The organism is Geobacter benzoatilyticus (assembly GCF_017338855.1).
GTDB lineage: Bacteria > Desulfobacterota > Desulfuromonadia > Geobacterales > Geobacteraceae > Geobacter > Geobacter benzoatilyticus.
This window is the reverse complement of sequence record NZ_CP071382.1, coordinates 265,718-289,634: the sequence shown is the minus strand read 5'-3', so window position 1 is coordinate 289,634 and position 23,917 is coordinate 265,718. Positions and strand designations below refer to the sequence as shown.

Below are 23,917 nucleotides of genomic sequence, written 5' to 3'. Positions count from 1 at the left end.
TTCTGATGCACGAAGCCCCGGACCACATGGTTCCGGGGCTTCGTTGCGGATTGTGGCGTCTCATTTTCAGTCGGGGAACCTGATGCGGTTTCCGGCAAGAAAATCGTCAGAAAGGTGCGGGTCCTGAATGCAACGTGTTACCGAACGGCACAACTCCCGGCTGCTGATGTCGAGACCGGCCCGCTCCAGCGCCATCGACAGCGCACGGAAGGTTTCCTCCATCAGAAATTTCTGGAAGATGTTGACGACGATCATTTCTTCTTCGCAGGAGCCGTGGGATGCGAGGGCGCGGCGGCACTGCTGCGAGTCGGTGGATGAGAGAGCGCGGCAGGTCAGGGGTCGCACCGGGTGGATGACGCACCACCCCCTTTCGTCGAGGAAGGCGCACGGGATACCGGCACTTATCCGTTCGCCATCATCCATCCAGCGTACCCTGGAGGCTGTATCGGCGATCCGCTGCTTCAAGTGAGAGAGTCCGTTGCCTGCGCCCGTGACGTAGCGGGCGATGGCAATGGCTTCGGGCAGAAGCACCGTTACATTGATGGTGCAGCAGGCGGCGCAGCCCGGTCCGCAGGCGATAAGCCCCCGATCTTTAAGGGACATCCTGGAAGACAGTACTTCCTCCGCCCGTCCCGTCACCCGGCCCATGAGGCTTCTGATCCCTTCCTCCCCTGTCGCGACGGCCAGACCCTGCGTCGCCAGATCGGCAATATCGCCGCAATACGCTGAAAAATCAAAGGGGGGTGTGTTGCCGGTTGCAGTCATGGCAGCTCCTCCTGTTCCGGAAAGTGTAGTGGAAATCACGACCCAGTCAATGGGGGGGCATTTTTGGCCGTTTGCTGATTATGCATGAAAAACCGGCTCCGCTGCCCAGCGATGGTGCACCATGCACCCTGGGGCAATGGTGCGGAATTGGCGCGATCCCCGCCCTCATCGCTGCAGGCGGCCTTTGCCGCGGCACAACGGTTTTGCAGCCTCCTTGGCACGTGTCATGTAACACCGCTTGCAGGTCCTGGGCAGGGCCGTGACAAAAGAGCGGGAGGATCCCATGTCAACAGTTGATTCGATTTCCATAGAGGATGCGGCAAAAGAGGTGGGGAGCACCCCCGTGCGTCTGCTTATGCTTATCAAGCAGGGGGTAATCCGGGGAGAACTGCAGGGCGGGCAATGGTATGTGGACAGGGAGGTGCTGGAGGGGTTTGCTAAGGCTGATGGGGACAACCGGTCAATCCTTGCCTGTGCCGCGTCGTGCAAAGCGTCGTCCTGCGGTTGCCGATAGTTGAAACCCGTTTTTTTCTTCCCTCTGCGGCGGTTTTTGTGATACCCATTGGCCTCAGCCATGATAAAGCGTCAGACAACCATAAACAGGATATTTAAACTGAGCGGCGTCGGTCTCCACACGGGCCGGACAGTTACCCTCGAATTCCTCCCCCGCAGGGAGTTCGGGATTGCCTTCGTCTTTGGCGGCCGCCTCATCCCGGCCCGCTACGACATGGTTGCCGACACCCGCCTCTCCACCCAGATTGCCGCGGATGGCGCGGCGGTGGCCACCATCGAGCACCTGATGGCCGCCTTCTACTACTCGGGCATCACCAACTGCCTCGTCTACATCGACGGACCCGAGGTGCCGATCATGGACGGTTCGGCCTGGGAGTTCTATCATGAGATGTGGCGCGCCGGGGTCTATGAGTTCCCCGAAGCGGGGGTCTACCTGAAGGTGCTCCGCCCGGTCGAGGTTACCCTCAACGATGCCTGGGTGCGGGTCAAACCACTGAACACCCTCGACATATCCATGACCATCGAGTTCCGGCCTCCCGTGGGGAGGCAGAAGAAGCGGGTCATGGACGTCGAGAATGCCGTCTCCATCATCAACTCCCGTACCTTCGTCCTCCATGAGGAGATCGAGGCAATCCGCAAGGCAGGGCTGGCCAAGGGTGGGTCGCTGGACAATGCCGTGGTCATCGGCGGAGAAACCATCGTCAACCCCCATGGGCTTCGCTACAAGCAGGAACTGGTGAACCACAAGATCCTGGACCTCATTGGCGACCTCTACACCTGCGGCTACCGGATGCTCGGCAAAGTGGAGGCATTCAAGACCGGCCATCACCTGAACAACCTGCTGCTTAAGGAGATTTTCTCCGACCCGGAGAACTACGCAATCTACTGATGAAGTGCATTCCTTCCGGTTGTGCCCATAAAAAAGCCCGCTTCGAGCGGGCTTTTCCGTATCAATCCTCTGTGGACGTCTACAGATGAAAATCCCCCGCCGCCTCCGGCTGGTAGAGTATTTTTTTAACCTTCAGCCGGCGAACACCACCCGGCACTTTCCATTTAATGGTATCGCCCACCCGATAGCCCAGCAGCGCCGTCCCCACCGGTGCCAGAATGGATATCCGGTTTTCCTCCAGCCTCGCGTCGCTGGGAAAGACGAGGGTATAGACCGGTTCTTCGCCGCTGTCCAGGTCCTTCAGGCGGATCTGCGAGTTCATGGTGATAACGTCGGCGGGGATATCCTGCGGTTCGACCACTTCCGCGCGCAACAGTTCGTCCTCCAGTTCCTTGAGGTGTTTGCTGTCACGGGAATCTTCCGAGTTGACCTTCTCCAGCAGTTCCTCCAGTCGGCTGAGATCGAATTCGGTGATGTGGATGGTTCTTTCTTCTGCTGACTTCTTCATTGGATTCTGCTCCCTTTTGCTGATGCTCCTGGAAGGGGGGGCCCTTTCAGATAAAGTTTCAAGTATACATAAAGGCCGGTCGATATCAACCGGTTGGTCTCAGGAAGCTGAAATAACAGGCTTAAAGGAGTTGTAACCGCCACTGGCTCCAACCGTTGCATATTCGGGCACAAAAAAGCCGCATCTTGGAATGCGGCTTTTTTTGTGCCCGAACTATACCTGTTCTAATGGCTTGGTGCTTCGAGGGCTGCCCCGCTGGGGGGCCAAGGCGTTGCGGAGTGGTTGTCATGCATGGCGCGTTTCTTGGTGTCTTCCTCCACAAGCCGTCGCGCTTCTGCCAGCGCCTTGTCTAGGCGGGTGAAAATCCGCTTGCGGCCGATCCGGGCGGAGAGCCCCGTGCGGTGTAGCTTGTCGAGGGGGCGTGCGTGGACCCCCGAGAGGATGAGTTTTGTCTTGTCGCGCCGCGCCTTCTGTACCAGTTCCTCCAGGGAGTGAATGGCGGTGGCGTCCAGGGAAAGGATATGCTCCAGATGCAGGATGAGCACCTTGGGAGGGGTTTCCACCAGCCCGATGGTGTCTTTGAACTGGGTGGCGGCGCCGAAGAAGAAGGGGCCGCGGATTTCGAACACCTCCACCCCTTCGGGGATGTCGCCGGCCCGCAGGAGCTGCCCCGGTATGTCATCGTACTCGTCGTTAAACTCGCGGGAGAGGTGACGGATTTCCGTGGCGGAGGCCATCCGGTTCATGAAGAGGAGCGCCGAGAGCACGACACCCACCTCGATGGCAACGGTCAGGTCGATGAAGACCGTCAGGGCGAAGGTGGTGACCATGACCAGGACGTCGGTGCGGGGGGCGCGCAGCAGTTTCACGAAATGCCGCCATTCGCTCATGTGGTACGAAACCACCAGAAGCACGGCTGCCAGTGTCGCCATGGGGATCAGCGTCGCCCACTTGCCGAAGCACATGAGGATCAGAAGCAGCGTGATCGCGTGGATAATGCCGGAGATGGGGCTCCGGCCGCCGTTCTTGATGTTGGTGGCGGTACGGGCGATGGCGCCGGTGGCCGGGATGCCGCCGAAGAGGGGGGAGGCGATGTTGGCAACCCCCTGGGCCACCAGTTCCATGTTGGAGCGGTGTCGCATGCCGGTCATGCCGTCTGCTACCACCGCCGACAGAAGAGATTCGATGGCGGCAAGAATTGCAATGGTGAAAGCCGGAGAGATGAGCTTCGGCAACTGATGCCAGTCGAACTCCGGTAGCGCCGGCATCGGCAGTTGGGACGGGACGCTGCCGAACTGGCTTCCGATTGTCGATACCGGCAGATCGAAGAGCTGTGCCAGGGCTGTTCCGGCGAGTATGGCCACGATGGAACCGGGGATACGCTTGGTCACCCTGGGCCAGAGAACGATGATGACGAGGGATACCCCCCCTACCAGGATTGCAGAGGGATTAAAACTTCCGATATTACCGGTGTAATCGCCCATTTTCTCCAGAAACTCGCTGGAAGGATGGGGAATCGTGAGTCCGAGGAAGTCTTTTATCTGGGTCGTGGCGATGATGAGAGCGATGCCGCTCGTGAAACCGACCGTCATGGGATAGGGGATAAACTTGATGACGCCGCCCATCCGCGCTAAACCCATGCAGACCAGAAGCGCGCCCGCCATGATGGTGGCCATGGCAAGGCCTCCGTAACCGTATTGGGCCACGATGGACGCGACCACCACGATGAACGCGCCGGTGGGGCCGCCGATCTGGACGCGGCTGCCGCTCAGGACCGAGATGATCAGACCGGCAATGACGGCGGTGAAGAGCCCCTGTTCAGGCTTCACCCCCGAGGCGATGGCAAAGGCGATTGCCAGGGGGAGGGCGACGATGCCGACAATGACGCCGGCCATGAGGTCGTTGACCAGATTTGAGCGGGTGTAGCCTCCTTTGAGGCATGAAACGAGCTCGGGAACCAAACGAGAATTCATCAGACACTACTCCTTGTCGTGATAATTTCGTCGTCCGGAAGTCGGAATCGTGCATCGGCGGCGTCAGGTACGGCGTCGTCATGACATCATGCGATCTCGGCCTCGGATCGGTAGATATCAGATGGTCAGGCATCTTTACTCGAGGGGATTCCGCAGGAGGGGTACCGCAAGGTAAAGTCTAGGCCAGGTGATAGGTACTTCGACGAACATATAGTTCAATCATGTCCGCAAGGCGGGGAGGGTGAGCAGATGGAGGTCCCCGTCAGGGAAACCCAACCTTACTAAAAAGAATCGCAGAATTCAAGTTAAACGTTGTTTTATTTGATTAAACTTTTGGGGCGGGAGGAGAGGCCAGAATTGAGAGTGCCTTGCCGACCATTTTCTGGTGGGAAAGCCATTCCTTTGCCGCATCGAACCGGGTCCAGGATGAAGTGCAGGCGAAGCCCTCCGCCGGTGCCAGGGCCTGGCAGGCCCGGGGGCGCTCTTCAAAGGGCAGGGTGCAGCCGTCTTCTCCCAGGAGAACGCATTCACCCGCGCCGGGGAGCACCTGGACATCCCCCGCTTCCCGTTCCTGCCGCGTTGCCGGCCGGGGATAGAGGATAATCCGGTCGGGGTCTCCCTTTTCCCCCTTTTCCGGCGAATAGGGGATGCCGTAATGGCGGTCGAGGACCCACAGGCCGGTCGCCAGCAGTCGGGCCAGTTCTTCGGCAGGGGAGGCTGCCGTGAGGAATCGTTCCGGCGCTTCTATTCCAGGCCTGGTCCGGCAGCACTCGCCGCCGCAGGCGCTGCAAAGGGAATAATCTTCGTTGTTTTCCACGGAACTTGCTGCGGTCATGTTTTAAGGGCTTCTCCCGGATTCTGACGGGTGGGTCAGCTTCAGCGCAGGGGATGACGTGATCCCGCTCTCCTGAATAATAGGGGGAGAGTCATTCGTTTTCTACTAAATTTTCAATTTTCTCCTGGTCCCCTCGTTAAAAAAAGCGGGAGGAGCTTTTGCCCCTCCCGCGCTGTTGCAACACAACAGTCCTGCGATTCCGTGCCTTGTTCAGTCAAGAAATCCTTCCATCTTCGATCAGTACTTGGGGATGAAGCGGAGTACGAACTGGTTCGGTGTCGGCCACTTGGAGTTCAGATTGTTTACGGTAATGTAGTAGTTCAGTCCCAGGTTTGCCAGGTCTTCGACGGGACCGGTCATGTAGAGCGGGTTGGATTCCCAGGCAGCCAGCACATCGGCCGGAACCGGCTTCTTGACGCCGTCGGAAGGATAGGGAATGCCGTTGGCGTCAAGGCCCGCCTTGCTGCGGTAGGTTACCCAGGTCCCTTCGCAGTAGCCGGAGCCCATGACCGGGTCGGTCACCACGAAGTTGCCGTCGCAGTTGGCCATCAGGGTGTTGTCGGTGTTGATGTTGTTGTCGTCGTCATAGTAGTAGCCGGAGGGGACGCCGGAAAGGTAGTTCCAGTCGCCGAACAGTGCATAGTAGTTGGAGGTTATCAGGCCGCTGTCGATGATGTCTTCGGTGGCGTTGAGGAAGTAGCTGAAACGGTTGATCGGGTCAAAATAGCCGGTTTCAGGATGGTTGGCGTCTGCCGGTCCGGCAAGGCCTTGGGCGAAGAGGGCTGACAGGGTTTCTGCGGACTGAAGGGCGGAGGTGGTGGTGGTGAAATATTTGCCCTTGCTGGTGGAGAAGCCGAGGCCGTCAAGGGCCTTGGACGGGGTGAACACGCCGTTTACCATGAAGCCCAGCTGGGCTTTGAACCCTTTCCACTTTCTGACGTCGTTGTCGGTCAGCTTCTGCATGGAGTTGTAGATAGTCGTGAGGGTATCGGTCGCGACCTTGAAGTACACATCGACCGGCTGGCCGTTGACTCCGCTGACCTTCCAGCGCTTGCTGGACTGGATCGGGTCGGAGCACATCTTGTCGGAGAAGTCATAGGGGTTGTAGCCGGTGGTCATGATGCACCGCTTCCCGGTGACATCATCCTTGTTGACAACCTTCATCCCCGGGGCAGTGACATCGGACTCTTCCCACCCCACATACCCGTTGGTGGCTGACTTTGCGGCGCTGGTGAAGAGCGTGCTCCTGTATTTCACGAACTCAGTGTAGGGAGGCGGCGCCACCGTGACGTTACTCATGTCCCAGCCGGTGATGGTTCCGGCGCTGGCGGCTGAAGCGGCAACCAACAGCGATGCTCCCAGCAGTGCAGACAGCTTTTTGGCGGATTTGCTTTTCGACATGCTCGTTCTCCTTTTTGTTGTCTGATTTATTAATGGTTCTTTATGGTATATTTAGCAACTGACATACCAATAGTGTTGCTGTGTTTAATGTATTGTTATTGCTGGTTTTTTTAGATAAAGCATGAACGGCGGGTTTCGAAAGGCCGCAACTGTGGTTGCCTTCTTCGAAGCGTTACTGCAAGTTGCCGGAGGGAAGAGTTTGTCGTTGCAGATGCAAGTAGATTGGCGGACACAATGCGTAGAGGCGGGCCGGGACGTGTTGTTGCTCCGGGAAATGCCGGGCGTGGCGTCGGCGCGGTCGGGCTGACAGGGGCTGCAGGGGATGTCCGCAGCTCTGGTTGCGCTATGCAACCAGGGTTGCGTGGATACGTCATGTGCTGTGCAGAAAAATTTGTGGGGGCGCGCGGCGGGCCATTTCGGCCCCGGCGGTTTCCCGAAGATATGAAAAATTTGCAGAGAAAGGGGGGTACCCTCAAGCTTCTGCTCGGGGTAGGGATGCCGGCAGGGCTCCTATGGTTTGATTTCGACAACCGTGCCATTGGGCACCAGCTTGTCGAGTTCCTCGATTTCCTCGTCTGTCACGGCGATGCACCCCTTTGTCCAGTCGCTCTCCGCATGGGCATCGCCGACCCGGGCAAAGCCATTCTTGATGCCGTGGATCATGATGTCTCCGCCGGGCGAAACGCCGAGCTCCCGCGCCCGCTTCCTGTCCCGCTCGTTCGGGTAGGATATGCGGAGGGCGCAGTGGTAGCGGCTGTCGCGGTTTCGTGAGTCGATGGTGTAGGTTCCTTCCGGTGTTTTGTTGTCCCCCTGCCGCTCTTTCGGACCGATCGGGTTTCCACCCAGGGCAATCCGGTAGCTTTTGAGCACTTTCCCCTTTGAGAGCAGCAACATCCGCCGCGCCTGTTTTTCGATCAGGATCTTGTCGATGGTGGGCTTTTGGATGGCGTAGGCAAAGACATTCTTTTCGAGTTCGCCGATCTTCCGTTGCAGGGCGGCAATCTCTGCCTCTTTCTCCTTAACCTCGCTCTGGAGCGTTTCGATCGTCGTCTGCTGGGTGGCTACCATCCTGTCTTTTATGGGGACATTGTTGAGGTAAAAGATCATCGTTTCACTGTGAGACCGGTAGTCGCTGTCGGGATAATCCGCGATGAGCTTCCGGAAACAGTCCATGGCCTTCCCGTAATCCTTCTGCTCGTTATCCGGATATGAATAGATAAGCCCCATTTCGAAGAGCGCCCGGTCTCCCGTAGTGGGATAGCTGCCGATAATCTGCTCGTACGAGTCCAGCGATTCCTGGTAGCTGCCCTGCTTGAACAGGAGATGCGCCTCTTCAAAAGTCTGCCTGGACTGAATGGTCTCGCTGAAATGCCCGCAGCCTGCCATCAGGAGCGGCACTGCCATGATTCCGATAAGGACGAGGCTGCGTCTGCCCATCCGATTCCGTTTGTCAGCCATTACCGGCCCTCTTGTTTCCTTATTATGCGGAGGCCGCCGGCATTGCCGGCGGCCCCTTGTTGCCGAACTACTTCTTCATGGATTTCTGAAAAACCAGGTCAGCCTGTTTCGCCTTTTCATCGGCGATCCGTTCCCGCTCCTCCGCCGCCTTTATGGCGCTGTCGGCGCGGACGGTGGCGTCGTCTGCCTTGACTTTGGCCGCATCGGCTGCGGCCTTGGCTGCTTGTGCGTCCTGCACTGCCTGCTGAACTTTCGCATCAAGGATTCTTTGATCCGCCTGCACCTTCTCCAGCTCTCCGGAAGTTGCACATCCAATCAACGCGGCAGGGAGAACAAGCATCATCGAGATCAGTACGAGAGTTTTTTTCATTTGCGTATCACCTCCTTTCCGTCAGATTGTCTTGCCGGGGCGGTTGCCCGTTTGCCCGGAACGGACGGGCTACTTCCTGACCGGATCAATCACAATGCCGTCCAGTTCCAGATCGATCTTCAGACGTTTGGCCGCGTCCCTGGCGGCATCGTCATCGGCAAAAGGTCCGGCCAGAACCCTGTAACTATCGTTATTTGCCAGCACCCTGGCCGGTATCGGCGGCCCCTGATGGGTGATGATGGCGGCAAGCCGCCGGGCTTCAATCTCGCTACGCATATCGGCGGCCAGCACATACCATGCATCAAGTCTCAGCTCCGGGATCTCCGGCCGGCCCTGCAATGTGTCCGGGTGTTCAACGACGATGGCCTTCGCCACCAACTCGCCGCTCCCCGGCCTGAGGGCGAATATCGGGACCGGAATGCCCATGGCTGCGGTCTGTACTTCTTTGACCTTGTTCCAGTCCATCGGCCGTCCGGCCTTCTTTTCGATGGTTCGCAACTCTTCGTAGATCTTCGCCAGTTCAGGGGCGCCAGAGTCTTCCCGGGGAGTATGGGCTTCCATGTACAGCACGCCGTCACGCTGGCCGACGAGATAAGGCTGGTTGACGATGGCCACCGGGGTATTTACCGGTGTGTCGTTGAAAAGCTCCTTGATGTTCTCCGGATAGAGCCGCATGCAGCCGTTGGTCGCATTCAGCCCAACGCTGGCCGGCTTGTTCGTGCCATGGATCAGGTAACCGGCTTTGCTCAGGTAGAGAGCGTATTCTCCCAACGGGTTCTCCGGCCCCGGCGGCACTTGCGGCGGAAGCGGGTCGCCCTTCTTTCGATGGTCCTCGGCAATGGACGCCGGCACATGCCAGGTTGGCCGGGCAGCCTTGCGATAGACCTTTGTCGGGCCGATGGGGGTGGGGCGCTCCCCGGTCCCGACGCCGACGGGGTAGGTCGATACCGCCAGCGCCGCGCCTTCTCCCTTGTACTGAAAGAGCCGCATCGTGGCGACGTTGACCACAATCCCTTTCCGCGGGGCATCCGGAAGGATGAAACTGAGCGGCAGGACAACCTGCTCGCCGGCCTTGGGCGCCCAGACATCAACCCGCGGATTGGCGGCGCTGATCGCATTGATCCCCAGGCCGAAGTGCCGGGCGATGTCCGGCAGTGTGTCCCCTTTTTCAAGTTTTACGACGGCCAGACGGCCGATGACGTCATTGCCCCCGGCGACTGCGAAGTCATGCTGTTCGATAGAGGTTGCCATGCGCCCTGTCGCAATGGACGGTTCCCGGATGCTAAGCGTCGAACATCCTTGAAGCGCAATAATGCCCAGACAGAGCAGTATCAGACGAAAATAACCGGCAGAGATGGAGAGGTTGGCGATTCTACCCATGGTTCAATACGGTACCTTTCTCAACGATTGTATTATTCCCCGGCGGGAAATAAAAAAAGCCGGGGCCGAATATCCCGTGATATTTCGGCAACCCGGCTGTCTCGGTGAGACCCTGTAGGCTTTCCGCCCCATTCTCGCGAATGGTTTAGTATTATCGTCTACCACCAACTGATTTTTTGCCGCTTCCGTTACGTACACGCACCGCATAATACGGTGTTCCGCAAAGACTCGCCCCTTGCCGATCCGGCCGCTGCCTCACGCTTCTGCCAATAAAAAAAGCCGGGGCCGATATCGATGTGATATTTCGGCAACCCGGCTGTCTCGGTGAGACCCTGTAGGCTTTCCGCCCCATCCTTGCGGATGGTTTAGTATTGTCGTCTATCCCTCAAAAATTTTGGCAATATTATATCACTGTGAAGATTTGTCAATAATATATTAGGTGCCAACCCCCCAGTTGCTCCCCGAAAGCACTCCGGTCAGTTCCCCAGGGCGAGAGTAGCTTCCTGCGCCATGATGGCATGGACCGCCCTGGTCGGATGGGTTCCATCCCAGAACAGGAACTGATCCGGATTCTCGCAGGCATAGGGTGGGGTGCCGGGCATTACGCAGGCTTTATCCACCACGCTCAGGCCGAATACCGCCGGGGTGGCAACCAACTCGTGCAGCTTCTGGAAGAAATCAACCCGCACGATCTCTATGCCGGCAAGTCCCGCCATGGAACCCGCGAGAAGATCGAGCCCCGAGTTGTAGGAGGACGTCAGGAACTGGGCGAACTGGGCGGCGCCGGGGGTGAATTTGTCGATGGTGAGAACTGCCGGAGTAAGCGAGATGTCGGGTGCGTTGCAGACAAGGAACTTCCGGGCACCCGCCGCATACAGGGCTCCAAGGTTGTTGCCGAGGGAGGAGAGGGCACCTTCGAGGATGGTCCCGCCGGCAGCGCCTGCCGCCAATGCGTCGCGGATGTCGTTGCTGCCGAATTCCACCACGTAAAGGGCATCGGCCGGGGCGACGCCGCCAAAATCGTTGAGGAACGCGGTAACCTGGGTTTGGAGGTTCACGTTGATTCCGTCCTCACGGGCCCTTGCCCCGCCCACCGCGTAATTGGTCGCCTCGGTCCCTGATCCCTGAAAGGCGGGGCGGGTATTACCGTTGAGTCCCAACGGCCGTGCAAGCTGCTCAATCCAGGTGGCCCCGTTGCTGAAGTGGTGGCCTCCCCGCGCATAGGGGCTGTCGGGAATGAGCAGTTGATCCAGCGAGTCGTAGGGGGGAGTGTTCGCTCCACCCTCCAGGGCAAACAGGTTGCCGGGATCGGACAGGCTGTCTCCGAACACCACGATCCGCCCGAATGTGGTTTGCGCCATGGCCCAGGTCGGCGCCTGGAGCACGAGAACCATCAAAAGCCCCATGATTGCCCATTTGTTCACACGTAACGATTTCATGTTTTACCCTCCCTGGTTGTTGGTTTAAAGTCGGCAGCCGAGATTGTTTTTCCACTCAACCAGATTGTTCAGGTAATCATCATCACAGGCAAATGGCGGCTGGCGGTTGTGACCCCGTGGATTACATGGCGAGGGAAATTCGGTATTGTCAGTCATTCCATGTGTGGCATGCGGCTTTGATGTCATACAATCCGTTAATTAGCAATAAATAAAAATACCCCTTCTTCCTCCACCCCGGTTCGGCCAGGGTAGAGGAAGAAGGGGCACCATTCGATTTCAGGAGTGGATTACAGCTTGGACGCCGGGAAGCCGGCCGCTTTCCAATCGGCCAGCAGCGCCTGATTGATGTCGCCGTATCCCAGTTTCATGAGTTTGCGATAGGCGTTGTAACTACGACCACCACTGTTGCAGTACACAATGATCTTCTTTTCCTTGTCGAGCACCTTGGAGCCGGCGGCAAAGGCGGCTGCCGGGATATTGATTGCCCCGGGAATATGCCCCTCGTCATATTCGTTTTTGTCCCTCACATCAACCAGTTGAAAAGTGCCGGCGCCACTTTCCAGCAATGTTTTCAAAGTCGCTGGATCAAGTCTCTTGGTTTCAATCTTCGCCTCATAGTTCGGCCCGGCATAGATAGGCAGCCCTTTTTCCTCCCACACCGGCATCCCTTCGGAATAGACCAGAACGTGCTGATAACCGAGCCCGGCAGCCAGCTTTGCCGCCTTTTTGCTCTTGCCGCACTTTACACCGTTACAGTAAAAGACAAGGGGTCTGGCCAGGTCACCCTGCAACAGAGCGGGATCTCTTTCCAGTTTTGATATCGGCAGACTGATTGCTCCCTTGATATGGACCTCCTCGTATTCCTCGGGGGTCCGGGCGTCAAAAATCAGGGGGTTGATCTTTCCGGCATCAAGCATGTTTTTCAGTTCTTCAGTGGTAATTACAGAATACTCCTGCGCCTGCGGTTGTGCAGCAAGTGCGCTACCCGCAAAACAACAGAGCAGCATGACCACAAAAACCAGATTTCTCAGTTTCATGTTACTTCCTCCAAAACAATTTTTGAGGAAGTACTAACAGACTTGAGTGCAACTATGCAAATTAGTATTATCAATAATATGAATAGATGTAATTGTAATAATCAATACTAAGGGTGTCCGTTGATGAAATTAGTTCAACGGCACAAGGCTGACCCACGGAGCGCCAGCGGAGATGGGTCTAGCCGGGTGTTGCGTCATCTGCCTTCCTTTGCCTGAAATGTCACCGCCGCTCCCAGACGGTGAGCTCGGCGAGGCTATGCTGGAACTTGCGCCGGCTCTCGCGGATCACGAAGGGGATGTCCCGCGGCTCGCCAATCTGGCGGAAATGGGGAGCCAGCATCTCCTTCAACCCGTCCAGGGTAGTGACGTTCTCTCCCGCATCCTTGTAGCCCCCGAGCCACTCCTCCTTCTTGGTGAACTCCTCCAGCCAAGTGTAGGGCGACGTAATCACCAGCAGCCCGCCGGAGTTTATCCGCTCGTGGATGGTGGAGAGGAAGCGACGCGGCGAGTAGAGCCGGTCGATGAGGTTGGCGGCCAGCACCAGGTCGTAGCCGGTGAACTTCTCCGGCAGGTTGCAGGCGTCGGCCTGGAAGAACTCCACCCGCTCGCGGATGCCGTCGAGCCCCAGGTCGGCCAGGCCGATCTCGTGGAACGAGAGGATCTCCCCCTCTTCGGGGAAAGCATAACGCAGGTACCCTTCCTCTTGCATCCGGGCCGCCAGGCGGAAAAACCGGGTGGAGAAGTCGAGGCCGGTGACCCGTTCGAATCCCCCGCGGGCCAGTTCAAAGGCAGCTCGCCCCACGGCGCATCCCAGGTCCAGGGCATGGCGCCTGGGGCGTCCCTCCATCAGCCGGAGGCATATCTCCGCACAGGTAGCGGGGAAGTTGGGAACGCCGAGATGCTCCGCGCCGTAATGGGCGTCGCAGTACTCGGCCGCCAGGGCATCGGTCTCGTACTGATCCTGATGGACCTCCACCGGGGCGGCGCTCTCCACGTAGCGGAACCCGGCATGCTGGAAGAAGTGGCGGCGGAAGGCGTAGCGGGAGTCGCGGGTGGCCTCGTTGCCGGTGGAGATCCAGGAGCCCCCCTTGATCAGGTTGTGCCGGGTGTCGAAGGTGGGCGTGGAGAAGTCGTCGTACCACGGGTGGATCTTGAAGCCGTGGAAGGGGTAGATGGGGGTCTCGGTCCACTGCCAGACGTTGCCGATCACATCGTAGAAATCGCCGGAGCGGAACCGGTCCACAGGGCAGGAGGAGGACCAGTACTCCAGATTGATGTTGCCCGGCGCCCTCTCCCACCAGGGCTGATCGGGGATGGCGGAGACGTCCCGCAGCCGGTTCCACTCGTCTTCGGTGGGGAGGCGGATCGGCAGCCCCGATTGAGCGGACTTCCAGGCGCAGAAAGCCTTGGCCTCCAGGTAGTTCACCTCCACCGGCCAGTTCCAGGGGAGATCTATGACCGACGCCATGGTTCGCAGCTTCCAGCCGCCGTCGCCTTTCAGCCAGAAGAGTGGATGCTCCGCTTCGCGGAAGTTCCGCCAGTTCCACCCCTCCTCGGTCCACCACCGCTGCTCGCGGTAGCCGCCGGCCTCCACAAACGCCAGGTACTCCCGATTGGAGGTCAGAAGGCATGCGGCCTTGAAGCCGGCCACCTCGGCCTCGTGGCGGCCGTACTCGTTGTCCCAGCCATAGAGGGGATGATCCCCTGGCTTGCCGAGGCTCACCTTCCCCCCCGGCACCGGCAGCAGTCCGTTGACCGGCGGCTCCCCAGCCTCGCGGCAAATATCCCAGAAGGGGAGCTGCACCACCTGGTCGATGGGAAGCTGGCGGATCAGCACCGATGAGGTTTCCAGATGGATCCGCTCATGCTCGATCCCCATCATGATCGCCCAGAAGGGGTCCTCCCAGGTGATGGGAAGCTTCAGCGGCAGGCCGCGGATCAGGCCGTCCACCAGTTCCCGTGCTTTGTCCCGGTACTCCTTCACCGCCTGGCGGGTCGGCCAGTCGTAGTGGGTGGCATCCAGGTCGTCCCACGACATTTCGTCAACCCCCACCGCGAACATCGATTCGAAGCGGGGGTTGATGCGGGTGTCGATCACCCGGGCGATGGTCAGCTTGTTGATGAAAAAGGTGGCGGTGTGGCCGAAGTAGAAGATGAGGGGATGCCGTAGCTGGTCCGCCCTCAGGTAGAAGGTATCGTCGTACTTGAGGGTTTCGTAAAGCTTCTCGTCAATGTCGAAGGTACGATGGAAGTACTCCAGGATCTCGGCACGTTTCTGTTCAGGATCGCCCTCGTTGAGGATGGTGGTGCGGGTATTGCGCAGTTCCATGGTCTGATCCTCCGTCTGTGGTCTGACGTTACCCGATAAAGGATGCCAGAGCCTGCACCAGGGTCAAGGCGCTCTCCGCCGTTTCACAGGGTGTAATCGGTGGAGGGGGAAGTGGGACTACGATGGAGGTGATGATCTGCCGGTTGGCGTCGGTCTTCCGGGGCGCCACCACAGGACGGATAGTGAAGAAATTCCGGCGACACCAGGAATTACGGGGGCGCCAATTTCATGTTGTGTCCCCCCCGGTTATTGACTACTGTCTATGACATGGATTGTTGCGGTTCGTTGCTGATGTGCCGTGTTCGGTCGGATTGCCCTAAAAGCTGGCTGCATACGGGGGGATTACGGGATTCGCAACTTTTCTCGGTTTCAATTCACCTGACGGGGGATAGCTAACCGGCGCGCAGCTTTTTTGCGCGACCGGCTGAGCGCTTGGTTGGACGTGATACGGTCTCGACGAGCCGGCCGCTGGCATATTTGTGAACGATACTGGCAATCAGCGTCTGGTAGGGCATACCTGCTTCAGCAGCCCTCGTTTGGATATCTTCGAGGTCCCGAGAAGACAGCCGGATGTTTATTCGTTTATCTTTGGTCAGGGTGGCTGCAGCACTCGATGCATAGCGGGCAATCTCGTCATCGAGATTAGGCACCGATTTCCACTCTCCGCTCTCATATGATTTGAGGATTTCGTCGTCGTATTCTTTTTCTTCAGCTTTTAATTTCCTACTCATTGCTCTTCCCCTTTGAAATATACGTCTTAGTTGCGCTTCGACTCTATTTGATTTTGAGAATTAACTAAAAAAGCCCTTGAAACGCAAGGGCTTTAACTTTTTTGGGTGAGAAGTTGTGGCAGATATTCGTTTACTAATTCCTCGACCAAGTTTGCTTGAAGAAGATCCCTTGATCGTTTCATCGTGTCCCGATCCGCCTGTTCTGCCATCCACCTTTTGAACTGGATGAATGTTAAAGGGGAAATAGTATTCATTCTGGCCATATGCCCAGAGGCAGAAACAATTATCGCTGAAAAAGGTGGCCCATCCAGAAGAATACCGGCATTTCGAGCGGGCACTACATAAAACTCATCGCCCTCATCGTCAGTTAGCCGCATAGGGTGCGGGTCGTCATTTTTAGGTTCTCTGCGGATAATATCAACTTCAAATCCTCTGCTGTTAACGGCAGTGTATTTTTGATCCTCGCGTAGCCTGAAACTCGGGTCAACCTTTTGTATTAACTTCAACATCGAAGTGGCTGCATACCTCATTTTTGTCACAAAGCTTATTCGTTTTCGCACATCTAGCAAAAAGTCAATGTCTTGGGTGGCCATGGCCTCAGTTTCACCAAAGAGTACGCCTGCTCTTGCTTCATAAGCATATAAGGCATGAGTTCCAATGACGGTGAAAAATCCAGAGAGGCCTTCTTTATATAACCGGTTCAAAATATCAACAAGAATACGCGGAGCTCGACCTACAAATAACGCCCGGTTCATCCGTTGCTGTCGTTCTAATGTTTCTGACAATTCGCTGAAACGCTGCTGCGCTGCAATTTTCCTTGCTACAAAATTGTCGTGAATCTGTTCTGTTTCCTCTGAACGGGGCCCTAAGCTTTTATTGTTGCCAACCGTAGACACCCGAATTAGGTAGTCTGTACCATTCTGATTTTTCCAACGCATGCTTCCACGAACACTCAACATGTCCTTGTATGCTTCTTCCCATGCAGTAAATACGGACTGAGCATCGATGTACTGCCGTCTCGCATCATCTCCAATATCGATCCAACTGTATTTTTTCCTCATTTTTTTCATATTTGATAATTTACTGGGAAAAATAAGTTATTTCAAGAAGATAATTCTTTTCTTGGTTATTGCGTAGAGGCACACTTTCACCCTTATTTTTCTTCACCCAACGGGCTGGGCCTTGACCCGTCCGGGGCGTTTCTCAGACCCGGTCGGCGTCCAAGGCCCTGGTTGGAGGTTACATTCCACACATTCGAGCAAATGTTGCTACTGACGAGACGACAGCAGTTTAAAGCTCGATCCGGTTCCGACCCCCGTTTTTTGCCCGATACAGGGCGGCGTCCGCCGCCTCAATCGCAGCGCTTGCATTCGTTCCCGGCAGCGGTCGCCAGGCTGCGGCCCCGATGCTCACCGTGACGGTTTTCGCCGTCGGCGCGTTGGCATTGGGCAATTGCAGAGCACGCACCTCGTCCAGCAGATTATGCAACTCCGGCAGCACCATTTCCAGCGTGCTGTTGCCGAAAACCAGCACGAATTCCTCACCGCCGTACCGGGCGCAGATATCACCCGGTCGTCGGGCATAGTGCTTCAATACCTCGGCAACCTTGATCAGGCATTGATCGCCGTACTGATGCCCGTAGGTGTCGTTCAGCAGTTTGAAATGGTCGATGTCTATCATGGCCACCGTTAAGGGCAGTCCCAACCGGGCCGCCCGTTTCCATTCCTCGCTCAGAAAGTTGTCGAAATGGCGGCGGTTGAAGAGGCCGGTGAGGCCGTCGGTCCGCGAGAGGTTATGGGCATGTTCTTCCGCCAGTTTGCGCAGGGTGATGTTTATATGGGAGATGGCGACGTACCTGGAGCCGTCATGTTCCACCCCGATCACGTTCATCAGGAACCACCTTTTCTGACTCGGGCTGTGACATGGATACTCCAGCTGGAAGCGTTCCTCTCCCCTTGTTACCGCATTAATCCCCATTGCTGCCTGCTTCCCGAATTCGTCGCCGGCCTGCGCCGCCCGCACACAGACCTCCAGGTAATTGACCCCCTCCCACCCTGTGTCCTGGGGGTAGTGGTTTTCCGAACCGAACCGGTTCCAAGCCTGGTTCGTGAAGACGATGCGCCCTTTGCTGTCCAGGACCACAATGTGATCCGGAAGTGAGTGAATGACCTTCTCCAGCAGTTCCGCAAAGTTAAATATTGTCACTGTTAAGCTCCCACGGCAATGGCCGCAACTTTTCCATCCAGGCCGGATACGAGTAGAATGCCTGTTTGCAGAGTTCGGGCGGTCGGTGTCTATGGTCTGAGCGGCTGGTTGGTGTCGATTTTGTTCTTGCTTGCCTCTGGTTTTTTATGTACTGTATTTCTGTACATATCAGGAGGTGTAATGACCATGCTACAAACAACTTATACTAATGCCAGGGCACATTTTGCCGGTCTTTGTGACGAGGTCGCTGAAAACAGGGAAATCGTAGTCATCCGTCGCCGTAAAGGCGGCAATGTTGCGATGATTGCTGCTGACGAATTGCAGAGTCTTGTAGAAAGTGCTCATCTCATGCGTTCTCCCAAAAATGCCGAGAGACTGCTTGCCGCTCTGGAGCGGGCATTAAAGGGAGGTGGCGAGGTATCAACGCTGCAATCGCTCCGCTCTGAGGTCGGCCTTGAAGGCTAAACTTCGCGAGTCAGTCTTCCAGCCAGAATTCCGTGAAGATTTGCGTTATTGGGTCGAAACTGATCGAAAGGTTGCGTTACGTGCTTTCGATTTGATTGAAGCGATAATGCGTGATCCTTTCACTGGCATTGGCAAGCCTGAGCCCCTCAAATACTTGGCAAGTGGCGCTTGGTCTAGGCGCCTCACTCAAGAACATCGCATTGTTTATCTTGTACGTGATGACCGCATCGACTTTCTCCAAGCACGATACCATTATTGATTTCCTTCGTCTCCCCCACCAACGGGGGAGAGGCTGACCGGGCAGTTTTTGACCCGGTCGTGCCGATTGTTGGCTGATTCTTTTCTCTTTTTCGTATATCAATCATTCAGCCGGTTAATCAAATTCACAATTACTTTGACTATGGTGTCCTTTTCATCGGGCTTACTCTCGGCAATCAGGAGCGTCAGGTGTCAACGGCAATCGAAAATTGACCCACCTTACCGGTTGATCGGAAATTGAAAAATGACCCACCTTCCTGGGTTAATCATCAATCTGAGGTGTCGGTAGTTGCTGTCCGAGAATGCCAGCGCGTCGCTTCTCTTTCAGTCGATAGCTGTCGCCCCTGATCTGGATAACGTGGGAGTGGTGCAGCAGCCGGTCGAGCATGGCTGATGTCAGTGCCGTATTGCCGCCGAAAGCCTGTTCCCATTCTCCGAAACTCAGGTTCGAGGTGAGAATGACGGACCCGGTCTCGTACCTTTTGGCGATTACCTGGAAGAACAGGTTCGCCTGCGTTTCGCTGAACGGGAGGTACCCAATCTCATCAATGATGAGCAGTCTCGGCCCCAGGACACTGCGCCGCATTACTTCCTTGTACCGCCCCTGCCGCTGGGCGCTTTCGAGTTGCAGCATCAGATCGGCGGCGGAGATGAAGCGCACCTTCACGCCGCACTGGGTTGCCCGATAGCCGAGCGCGATGGCGAGATGAGTCTTGCCGGTGCCGCTGGGCCCGAGCAGGATTACATTCTCCCGGCGCTCTAAAAACGCCATCGCCGACAGGTCCAGGATTCGCTGCTTCGGGGCTCCGGTGGCGAACTCAAAGTCATAATCCTCGAGGGTCTTGATCGCGGGAAAGCCGGCGAGCTTTGCCATTGTGTGGCGTGAGCGGCCTTGCCGGACCTCGTTCTCGGCCTTGAGGACCTGTTCGAGGTAGTCGATGTAGGAGGACTCCTGCTTTGCCGCGGCATCGGCAAGGTCGGCGTACACATCGGTCACCGCCAGAAACTTCAAGTCGTCGCAGAGAGTAACCATGCGCTGGTGCTGGATGTCGCTCATAGCCGCCCCTCCTGAAGGATCTGCTCATAAAAGGAGGCTGGGCGCTGAAGCGGGATCACCGGCCACGGCATTGGAGTGATGATTTCCGGCTTGCCCGGCTCGACCGCAACCCTTGGCGGCAACGACAGCATCGCCGGTCGCTCTATTTCGAGCCGATCGCAGGGCCGCTCGCCGGTTTCGCCATGGATGCGGCAGTTGGCTACGTCCTTAAGCCAGTTTCGGACCTCGATGTTCGCGGTCGCTACATCGAGGGTTAATCCTGCCTGCTTCAGGCGCGAGACCAGCGGGTAGTAGAAGCTGTACCGCAGGTAGCGGTTGAACCGTTCTACCTTCCCCTTGGTCTTGGCCCGGTACGGCTTGCACAGCCTGGGGATGAACCCGAAATGCTTGGCGGTGTCCCACAGGCCGGAGTGGAAGCGGTGGTTACCCTCACCGAAGGCGTTTCGCTCCAGCACGACGGTCTTCATGTTGTCATAGAGCACTTCGCGCGGGACGCCGCCGAAGAAGGAGAATGCCATCTCGTGGCACTCCCGAAGGACGTCGAACGCCTGGCTGGTGGTGAAGATGACGAACGAATCCCGGCTGAAACCTAGAGTTCCCACGAACGCGTACAGCGGGTGCTTCCCCTTGCGCAGTTCGCACCAATCAGCTTGCATCTGCTTGCCGGGCTCCGTTTCGAACCGGACAACGGGTTCCGGCGTGACGCGGGAATACAGTGTCGCCAAAAACGTTCTGACGGTGCGTTCGCAGCCCTCGTAGCCAAGGCTTTTGATCTCCCGAGCAAGCACCGGAGCGGGAATCCGATGCGGCAGCGCCGCCTTTACCCGCTCTTCGAGAAACGCTTTAAATGGGTCAAGCTTCCCCGGTCGCTTCACCCGTTCTTTGTAACGGGGATCGGCGGTCGACCTGAGAAACTTTCTGACCGTGTTTCGGCATAGCCCGGTGATCCGCGAGATCTCACGAATGCTCTTGCCCTGCTTCTTGAGAATTCTGACTTCCATACACTCTTCCTTTCCGATCATGCCGACCCTCCAGGTCGGCTAGGTTATCAGGAAGAGTGGGTCAATTTTCAATTTCCGAAGTGGGTCATTTTTACATTGCCGCTAACATCAGGGCTACAAGAGCGTTGTCTGCCAGACGTTTACTGCCGTCGGAGCGATAGAGAATACCGTTCATCCCTAGGAAGTAGATAAAGATAGCCGCGGCAATCCGTTTGTTACCATCGCTGAAAGCGTGGTTTTTAACGACGAAGTACAGGAGGTTTGCTCCTTTCTCTTCTATGCTGGGGTAGAGTTCTTTGCCGTCAAAGGTCTGATAAATTGTCGCTATGGCGCTTCTGAATCCTTCGTCCTTTTCAATGCCGAAAAGACCGTCGAACTCTTGCTTCATGGAGATGATTATTTCAAGCGCCTCGACGTATGTGATGACATGCAGCGTCTTTGGGGTAGTTTTTTCAATGGTCAGAGTGCCATGGTCATAGCGATCCAGTAGCGTCAGGGCATAGGCGTAGTCGGTGATAACCCGTAAAACGTCTTTCCCGGTCTCGCTGACCAACTCCTGATTGGCAAGAGTGCGAGCCAATAGTTCCACGGTCTGACGCATATCAGCCAGCTTTTCTGCCTGCTCACGAAAACGCTGCTCATTAAGCGTGTAGCCTTTGACGATGTGGTCTCGCAGAACTCGCGTGGCCCATTGGCGAAACTGGGTTCCTTGTCTGGATTTGACCCGATAGCCTACGGAAATAATGACATCGAGATTGTAAAAACGGATTTTTCTGCGAACCTTTCGAGTCCCTTCATTCTGAACTACCGAGGATTCCTCGGCAGTTCCCTCCGGCCGCAATTCTCCTTCTTTGTAAGCATTGCGGATATGCAACCCGATAGTATCGCTGTCTTTGTCAAACAACTCGGCCATCTGTTTCTGAGTCAGCCAGACGGTTTCATGATCAAGGCGAACATCGAGCGAGGTTGTGCCATCTGGACTCTGGTAGATAATGATGTCGTTTGTGTTATCGGTTGTCATGGAGATCCAGGTTTATTAGAGTTTTTTCCTCAGCCAACGTGTCGCGGCGTGACCTGCGCGGCGGGGTTTGCCGCGACAGTGTCTGCGCCGTGGTTATACGTCCTATCCGAACCATGAAAGCCAGGCTGCCACTGTCTCCATAGCTTTCTCGCCGATAATTGCTCCGAAGATGCCGCACCCAATAAGGATCAAAAGTAGGGTGCCCTTGCTCGTAGAATAATATTCAGAAGGCGAAGCACCCATGAAGTAGGCAAGCATTAGGAGGCATCCGAAAATAAAACCAAGAATAAACCCTCCAACCCGCCGACTGCTAATCATGGATGAGTTCTTTTCTTGTGAGTCGATTTTTTCTTTGTCGTCATTACTCATAATGAATCTTGCTTCTTTCTATGGTCCAGTTTACATACCTTACAATTCCGCGTGAATTTCACCCAATTCCTTTAAAACTGTATGGACTTTTCTTTGTAATTTGCTCCAGTGTTTTACATGATGATTCATTGTGGCAATCTGAATCCTCATCTCGCAGTACTTCATGGACCATTTCAGTTCTGAAACATCTCTGTTTTTAATGGCATTTTCAATTCGTTGAAGTTCTTTGAATCTTGTCATGATCTTGCCGAATAACGTGGTGGGGGCGCATCGGCGGAGCGTAGCGGAGACCGAGTGCCGCCGCCTTGTTGAACCTGATTCATTTTGCGAGCTTTATTCCAAAATATGTTGTTACAGCAGTGAAAATTGCCGTAAGTATGATCGTGGCAAAGGTTTTTGCTGCTTCTTCAGGAAGTTTATCAATAAATTTCTCATATGCTGTTTTCTGAAAACCTTTTGTGCAGAACAAGTCAAAACCAAGATTTTTTATGATTCCAGCTGGAGAAGACGGGTCGTCTCTTTTACCCATCCATTCTTTTGATAGAAGCTTTTCAAATTCATGCAGCAGATTTGTGTGACCATCCTTCACTAATTCGTTTTTGCAATGATCACATATGTAGCCAATCAAGACCTTGTATCTTGCTTCTCCTAAATCATTGGTAAAATCGCAAAGGCATCCTTTAGTTCCGAGATGAACTGATTTTTTCAATGGATTGCAGATCGATGCAATAGACTCCCTCATGATTAACGTAAGGATAAACTCCAGTACTGTTGGAGGTGCCATCTCTCTTTCCCAGTATCCAAGCCCAATCACGGATATATTGTTTTTACGCATGGAGTAATATTCGTCATGGAATTTCACGAAAGAAATAATTACATAATGGTCAGGAAAATCATCAATAAGGCCGAACTCATCGTTGTGCTTGTTTAAATATTCTCTGAAATCTATAACAAAGCCACCTACCAAACTCCTTACTTCTTCTCTATCGCGCACATTCTCGCTTGATAAAATTTGTAGCATCCTGTTTTTGCGGTCATATGGGAGCAGTTGATACTCAAAAATTGTCTGAAGCTTATTCAAAGTCAGTATAAAGTATTTCAATGCCTCAACATTGACGTTTTCAGATTCACATATGACAATGCCTATTTTTCTTCTTTCATATTTCGGTGATTCTTCCATAAGAGTTCCTTATCTCAATTTGTTCAACGTCACAAGGCGCACCGGCTGAGCGTAGCGAAGACCGCGTGCCGCCGCGGGTTAGCAATAAGTAATCTTTCCTTTGGCAACATCCTTTTTTTGGAAGGACACAAAAGCCCAGATCAAAGAGTCTATTATCTTATGGTCTGTGAACATTTGAGGTTTTAACTCATCTCTGAAAGCCCTAATTGCGTCTCTCAGCAATCCGTTATTAATTATTCGGTTGTACTCTTTGGTGAGAAATTCGTGGAAGGTCGCAAGGTCGTGGATTCTATCTTTTAATGATTTATTTCTATTTGGCTCTGCATAAAAATAAAAGTCAGCAATCATTGAGTCATAAATAGGCATGCTGGTATCTGTCATATGAATTAGCTTTGATGCAAAAGAGAATTGTAAACTTTGTCTGTGCTTATGGGTTTTAACTTCGTGCAGTCTTTTACATACATCTGTAATGTTAGTTTTTTTAGACGAAACGTCTTTCAAAATATTGAAATAGTGGCCACAAAATAGCTCCGATAGCCTTGCCGCATTTAAACGCAAAAAAACCTTGAATCTCCGCTGATACTCTTTGTCATCAAGGTTTTTTAGGTGTTTCTGTAAATAGTCGTATTCCGTTACGTGTGAGCGTGGGATTTGCTCCAAAATTATTCCAATGTGGCCATTTATTACGTGGTACATGCTCTATCCCTTCTCTTTGGTAACGGGGCTGAGGCTG

25 protein-coding genes and 2 riboswitches are annotated in these 23,917 nt (G+C 55.2%); of the genes, 4 read left to right on the top strand and 21 right to left on the bottom strand.

Annotated elements, in window-relative coordinates; translation table 11 throughout:
- Nucleotides 1-66: 66 nt before the first annotated feature.
- Nucleotides 67-765, bottom strand: a complete 699-nt coding sequence (locus tag JZM60_RS01330; protein ID WP_207163757.1) for a YkgJ family cysteine cluster protein — start codon at nt 763-765, stop codon at nt 67-69.
- A gap of 283 nt (nt 766-1,048) precedes the next feature.
- Here JZM60_RS01330 and JZM60_RS01325 point away from each other — a divergent pair, with 283 nt between their 5' ends.
- Both JZM60_RS01325 and lpxC read left to right on the top strand, forming a co-directional pair.
- Nucleotides 1,049-1,279 (top strand): hypothetical protein, encoded by a 231-nt coding sequence (locus JZM60_RS01325; RefSeq protein WP_207163756.1) that lies wholly within the window; start codon nt 1,049-1,051, stop codon nt 1,277-1,279.
- A 60-nt stretch (nt 1,280-1,339) separates the two neighbouring features.
- Nucleotides 1,340-2,167 carry a UDP-3-O-acyl-N-acetylglucosamine deacetylase gene (gene lpxC, locus JZM60_RS01320; RefSeq protein ID WP_207163755.1) on the top strand — a complete coding sequence of 276 codons (828 nt, stop codon included), beginning with the start codon at nt 1,340-1,342 and terminating at the stop codon, nt 2,165-2,167.
- Nucleotides 2,168-2,246: 79 nt separating this feature from the next.
- Here lpxC and rnk read toward each other — a convergent pair whose 3' ends face one another.
- The 14 genes from rnk to JZM60_RS01250 form a co-directional block, all read right to left on the bottom strand.
- Nucleotides 2,247-2,675: a nucleoside diphosphate kinase regulator gene (gene rnk / locus JZM60_RS01315; protein WP_207163754.1), complete on the bottom strand. Its 429-nt coding sequence runs from the start codon at nt 2,673-2,675 to the stop codon at nt 2,247-2,249.
- Nucleotides 2,676-2,899: 224 nt separating this feature from the next.
- Nucleotides 2,900-4,648 carry a SulP family inorganic anion transporter gene (locus JZM60_RS01310; RefSeq protein WP_207163753.1) on the bottom strand — a complete coding sequence of 583 codons (1,749 nt, stop codon included), beginning with the start codon at nt 4,646-4,648 and terminating at the stop codon, nt 2,900-2,902.
- A 325-nt stretch (nt 4,649-4,973) separates the two neighbouring features.
- Complete coding sequence (locus tag JZM60_RS01305) at nt 4,974-5,483, bottom strand: hypothetical protein (RefSeq protein WP_207163752.1); 510 nt, start codon at nt 5,481-5,483, stop codon at nt 4,974-4,976.
- Between the two features lie 237 nt (nt 5,484-5,720).
- A complete protein-coding gene (locus JZM60_RS01300) occupies nt 5,721-6,884 on the bottom strand; it encodes a choice-of-anchor F family protein (RefSeq protein WP_207163751.1) in 1,164 nt (387 codons plus the stop codon).
- 510 nt (nt 6,885-7,394) lie between these two features.
- A complete protein-coding gene (locus JZM60_RS01295) occupies nt 7,395-8,342 on the bottom strand; it encodes a L,D-transpeptidase family protein (protein WP_207163750.1) in 948 nt (315 codons plus the stop codon).
- A 67-nt stretch (nt 8,343-8,409) separates the two neighbouring features.
- Nucleotides 8,410-8,712, bottom strand: a complete 303-nt coding sequence (locus JZM60_RS01290; protein ID WP_207163749.1) for an Lpp/OprI family alanine-zipper lipoprotein — start codon at nt 8,710-8,712, stop codon at nt 8,410-8,412.
- A gap of 69 nt (nt 8,713-8,781) precedes the next feature.
- On the bottom strand, nt 8,782-10,092 hold the full coding sequence (locus JZM60_RS01285; RefSeq protein WP_207163748.1) for a L,D-transpeptidase family protein: 1,311 nt from the start codon (nt 10,090-10,092) through the stop codon (nt 8,782-8,784).
- Between the two features lie 83 nt (nt 10,093-10,175).
- Nucleotides 10,176-10,252: riboswitch (cyclic di-GMP riboswitch) on the bottom strand.
- 143 nt (nt 10,253-10,395) lie between these two features.
- Nucleotides 10,396-10,472: riboswitch (cyclic di-GMP riboswitch) on the bottom strand.
- A gap of 96 nt (nt 10,473-10,568) precedes the next feature.
- Complete coding sequence (locus JZM60_RS01280; protein ID WP_207163747.1) at nt 10,569-11,531, bottom strand: SGNH/GDSL hydrolase family protein; 963 nt, start codon at nt 11,529-11,531, stop codon at nt 10,569-10,571.
- 287 nt (nt 11,532-11,818) lie between these two features.
- Nucleotides 11,819-12,568, bottom strand: coding sequence for a rhodanese-like domain-containing protein (locus JZM60_RS01275; RefSeq protein WP_207163746.1), 750 nt, complete (start codon nt 12,566-12,568; stop codon nt 11,819-11,821).
- Between the two features lie 220 nt (nt 12,569-12,788).
- Nucleotides 12,789-14,897 (bottom strand): 5-histidylcysteine sulfoxide synthase, encoded by a 2,109-nt coding sequence (gene ovoA, locus JZM60_RS01270; protein ID WP_207163745.1) that lies wholly within the window; start codon nt 14,895-14,897, stop codon nt 12,789-12,791.
- Between the two features lie 28 nt (nt 14,898-14,925).
- A complete protein-coding gene (locus JZM60_RS01265; protein ID WP_207163744.1) occupies nt 14,926-15,066 on the bottom strand; it encodes a hypothetical protein in 141 nt (46 codons plus the stop codon).
- 223 nt (nt 15,067-15,289) lie between these two features.
- A complete protein-coding gene (locus tag JZM60_RS01260; protein WP_207163743.1) occupies nt 15,290-15,628 on the bottom strand; it encodes a hypothetical protein in 339 nt (112 codons plus the stop codon).
- A gap of 92 nt (nt 15,629-15,720) precedes the next feature.
- Entirely contained in the window at nt 15,721-16,698 is a 978-nt protein-coding gene (locus JZM60_RS01255) for a GSU2403 family nucleotidyltransferase fold protein (protein WP_207163742.1), read from the bottom strand.
- Nucleotides 16,699-16,918: 220 nt separating this feature from the next.
- Nucleotides 16,919-17,833 (bottom strand): sensor domain-containing diguanylate cyclase, encoded by a 915-nt coding sequence (locus JZM60_RS01250; protein ID WP_207163741.1) that lies wholly within the window; start codon nt 17,831-17,833, stop codon nt 16,919-16,921.
- Nucleotides 17,834-18,013: 180 nt separating this feature from the next.
- Here JZM60_RS01250 and JZM60_RS01245 point away from each other — a divergent pair, with 180 nt between their 5' ends.
- Nucleotides 18,014-18,298 (top strand): type II toxin-antitoxin system Phd/YefM family antitoxin, encoded by a 285-nt coding sequence (locus JZM60_RS01245; RefSeq protein WP_207163740.1) that lies wholly within the window; start codon nt 18,014-18,016, stop codon nt 18,296-18,298.
- Complete coding sequence (locus JZM60_RS01240; RefSeq protein WP_207163739.1) at nt 18,288-18,557, top strand: Txe/YoeB family addiction module toxin; 270 nt, start codon at nt 18,288-18,290, stop codon at nt 18,555-18,557. The genes JZM60_RS01245 and JZM60_RS01240 overlap by 11 nt, the downstream gene beginning before the upstream one ends.
- A 261-nt stretch (nt 18,558-18,818) precedes the next feature.
- On the opposite strand, the gene istB is transcribed toward JZM60_RS01240, so the two are convergent.
- The 6 genes from istB to JZM60_RS01210 form a co-directional block, all read right to left on the bottom strand.
- Nucleotides 18,819-19,613: an IS21-like element ISGme4 family helper ATPase IstB gene (gene istB, locus JZM60_RS01235; protein ID WP_207163103.1), complete on the bottom strand. Its 795-nt coding sequence runs from the start codon at nt 19,611-19,613 to the stop codon at nt 18,819-18,821.
- Nucleotides 19,610-20,635: an IS21 family transposase gene (gene istA / locus JZM60_RS01230; RefSeq protein WP_207163102.1), complete on the bottom strand. Its 1,026-nt coding sequence runs from the start codon at nt 20,633-20,635 to the stop codon at nt 19,610-19,612. The genes istB and istA overlap by 4 nt, the downstream gene beginning before the upstream one ends.
- Nucleotides 20,636-20,705: 70 nt before the next feature.
- A complete protein-coding gene (locus JZM60_RS01225) occupies nt 20,706-21,635 on the bottom strand; it encodes a virulence RhuM family protein/type II toxin-antitoxin system death-on-curing family toxin (protein WP_207163738.1) in 930 nt (309 codons plus the stop codon).
- Nucleotides 21,636-21,737: 102 nt separating this feature from the next.
- Complete coding sequence (locus JZM60_RS01220) at nt 21,738-22,004, bottom strand: hypothetical protein (RefSeq protein ID WP_207163737.1); 267 nt, start codon at nt 22,002-22,004, stop codon at nt 21,738-21,740.
- 319 nt (nt 22,005-22,323) lie between these two features.
- Nucleotides 22,324-23,184, bottom strand: a complete 861-nt coding sequence (locus JZM60_RS01215) for a hypothetical protein (RefSeq protein WP_207163736.1) — start codon at nt 23,182-23,184, stop codon at nt 22,324-22,326.
- 78 nt (nt 23,185-23,262) lie between these two features.
- Entirely contained in the window at nt 23,263-23,880 is a 618-nt protein-coding gene (locus JZM60_RS01210) for a hypothetical protein (protein ID WP_207163735.1), read from the bottom strand.
- Between the last annotated feature and the right edge of the window lie 37 nt (nt 23,881-23,917).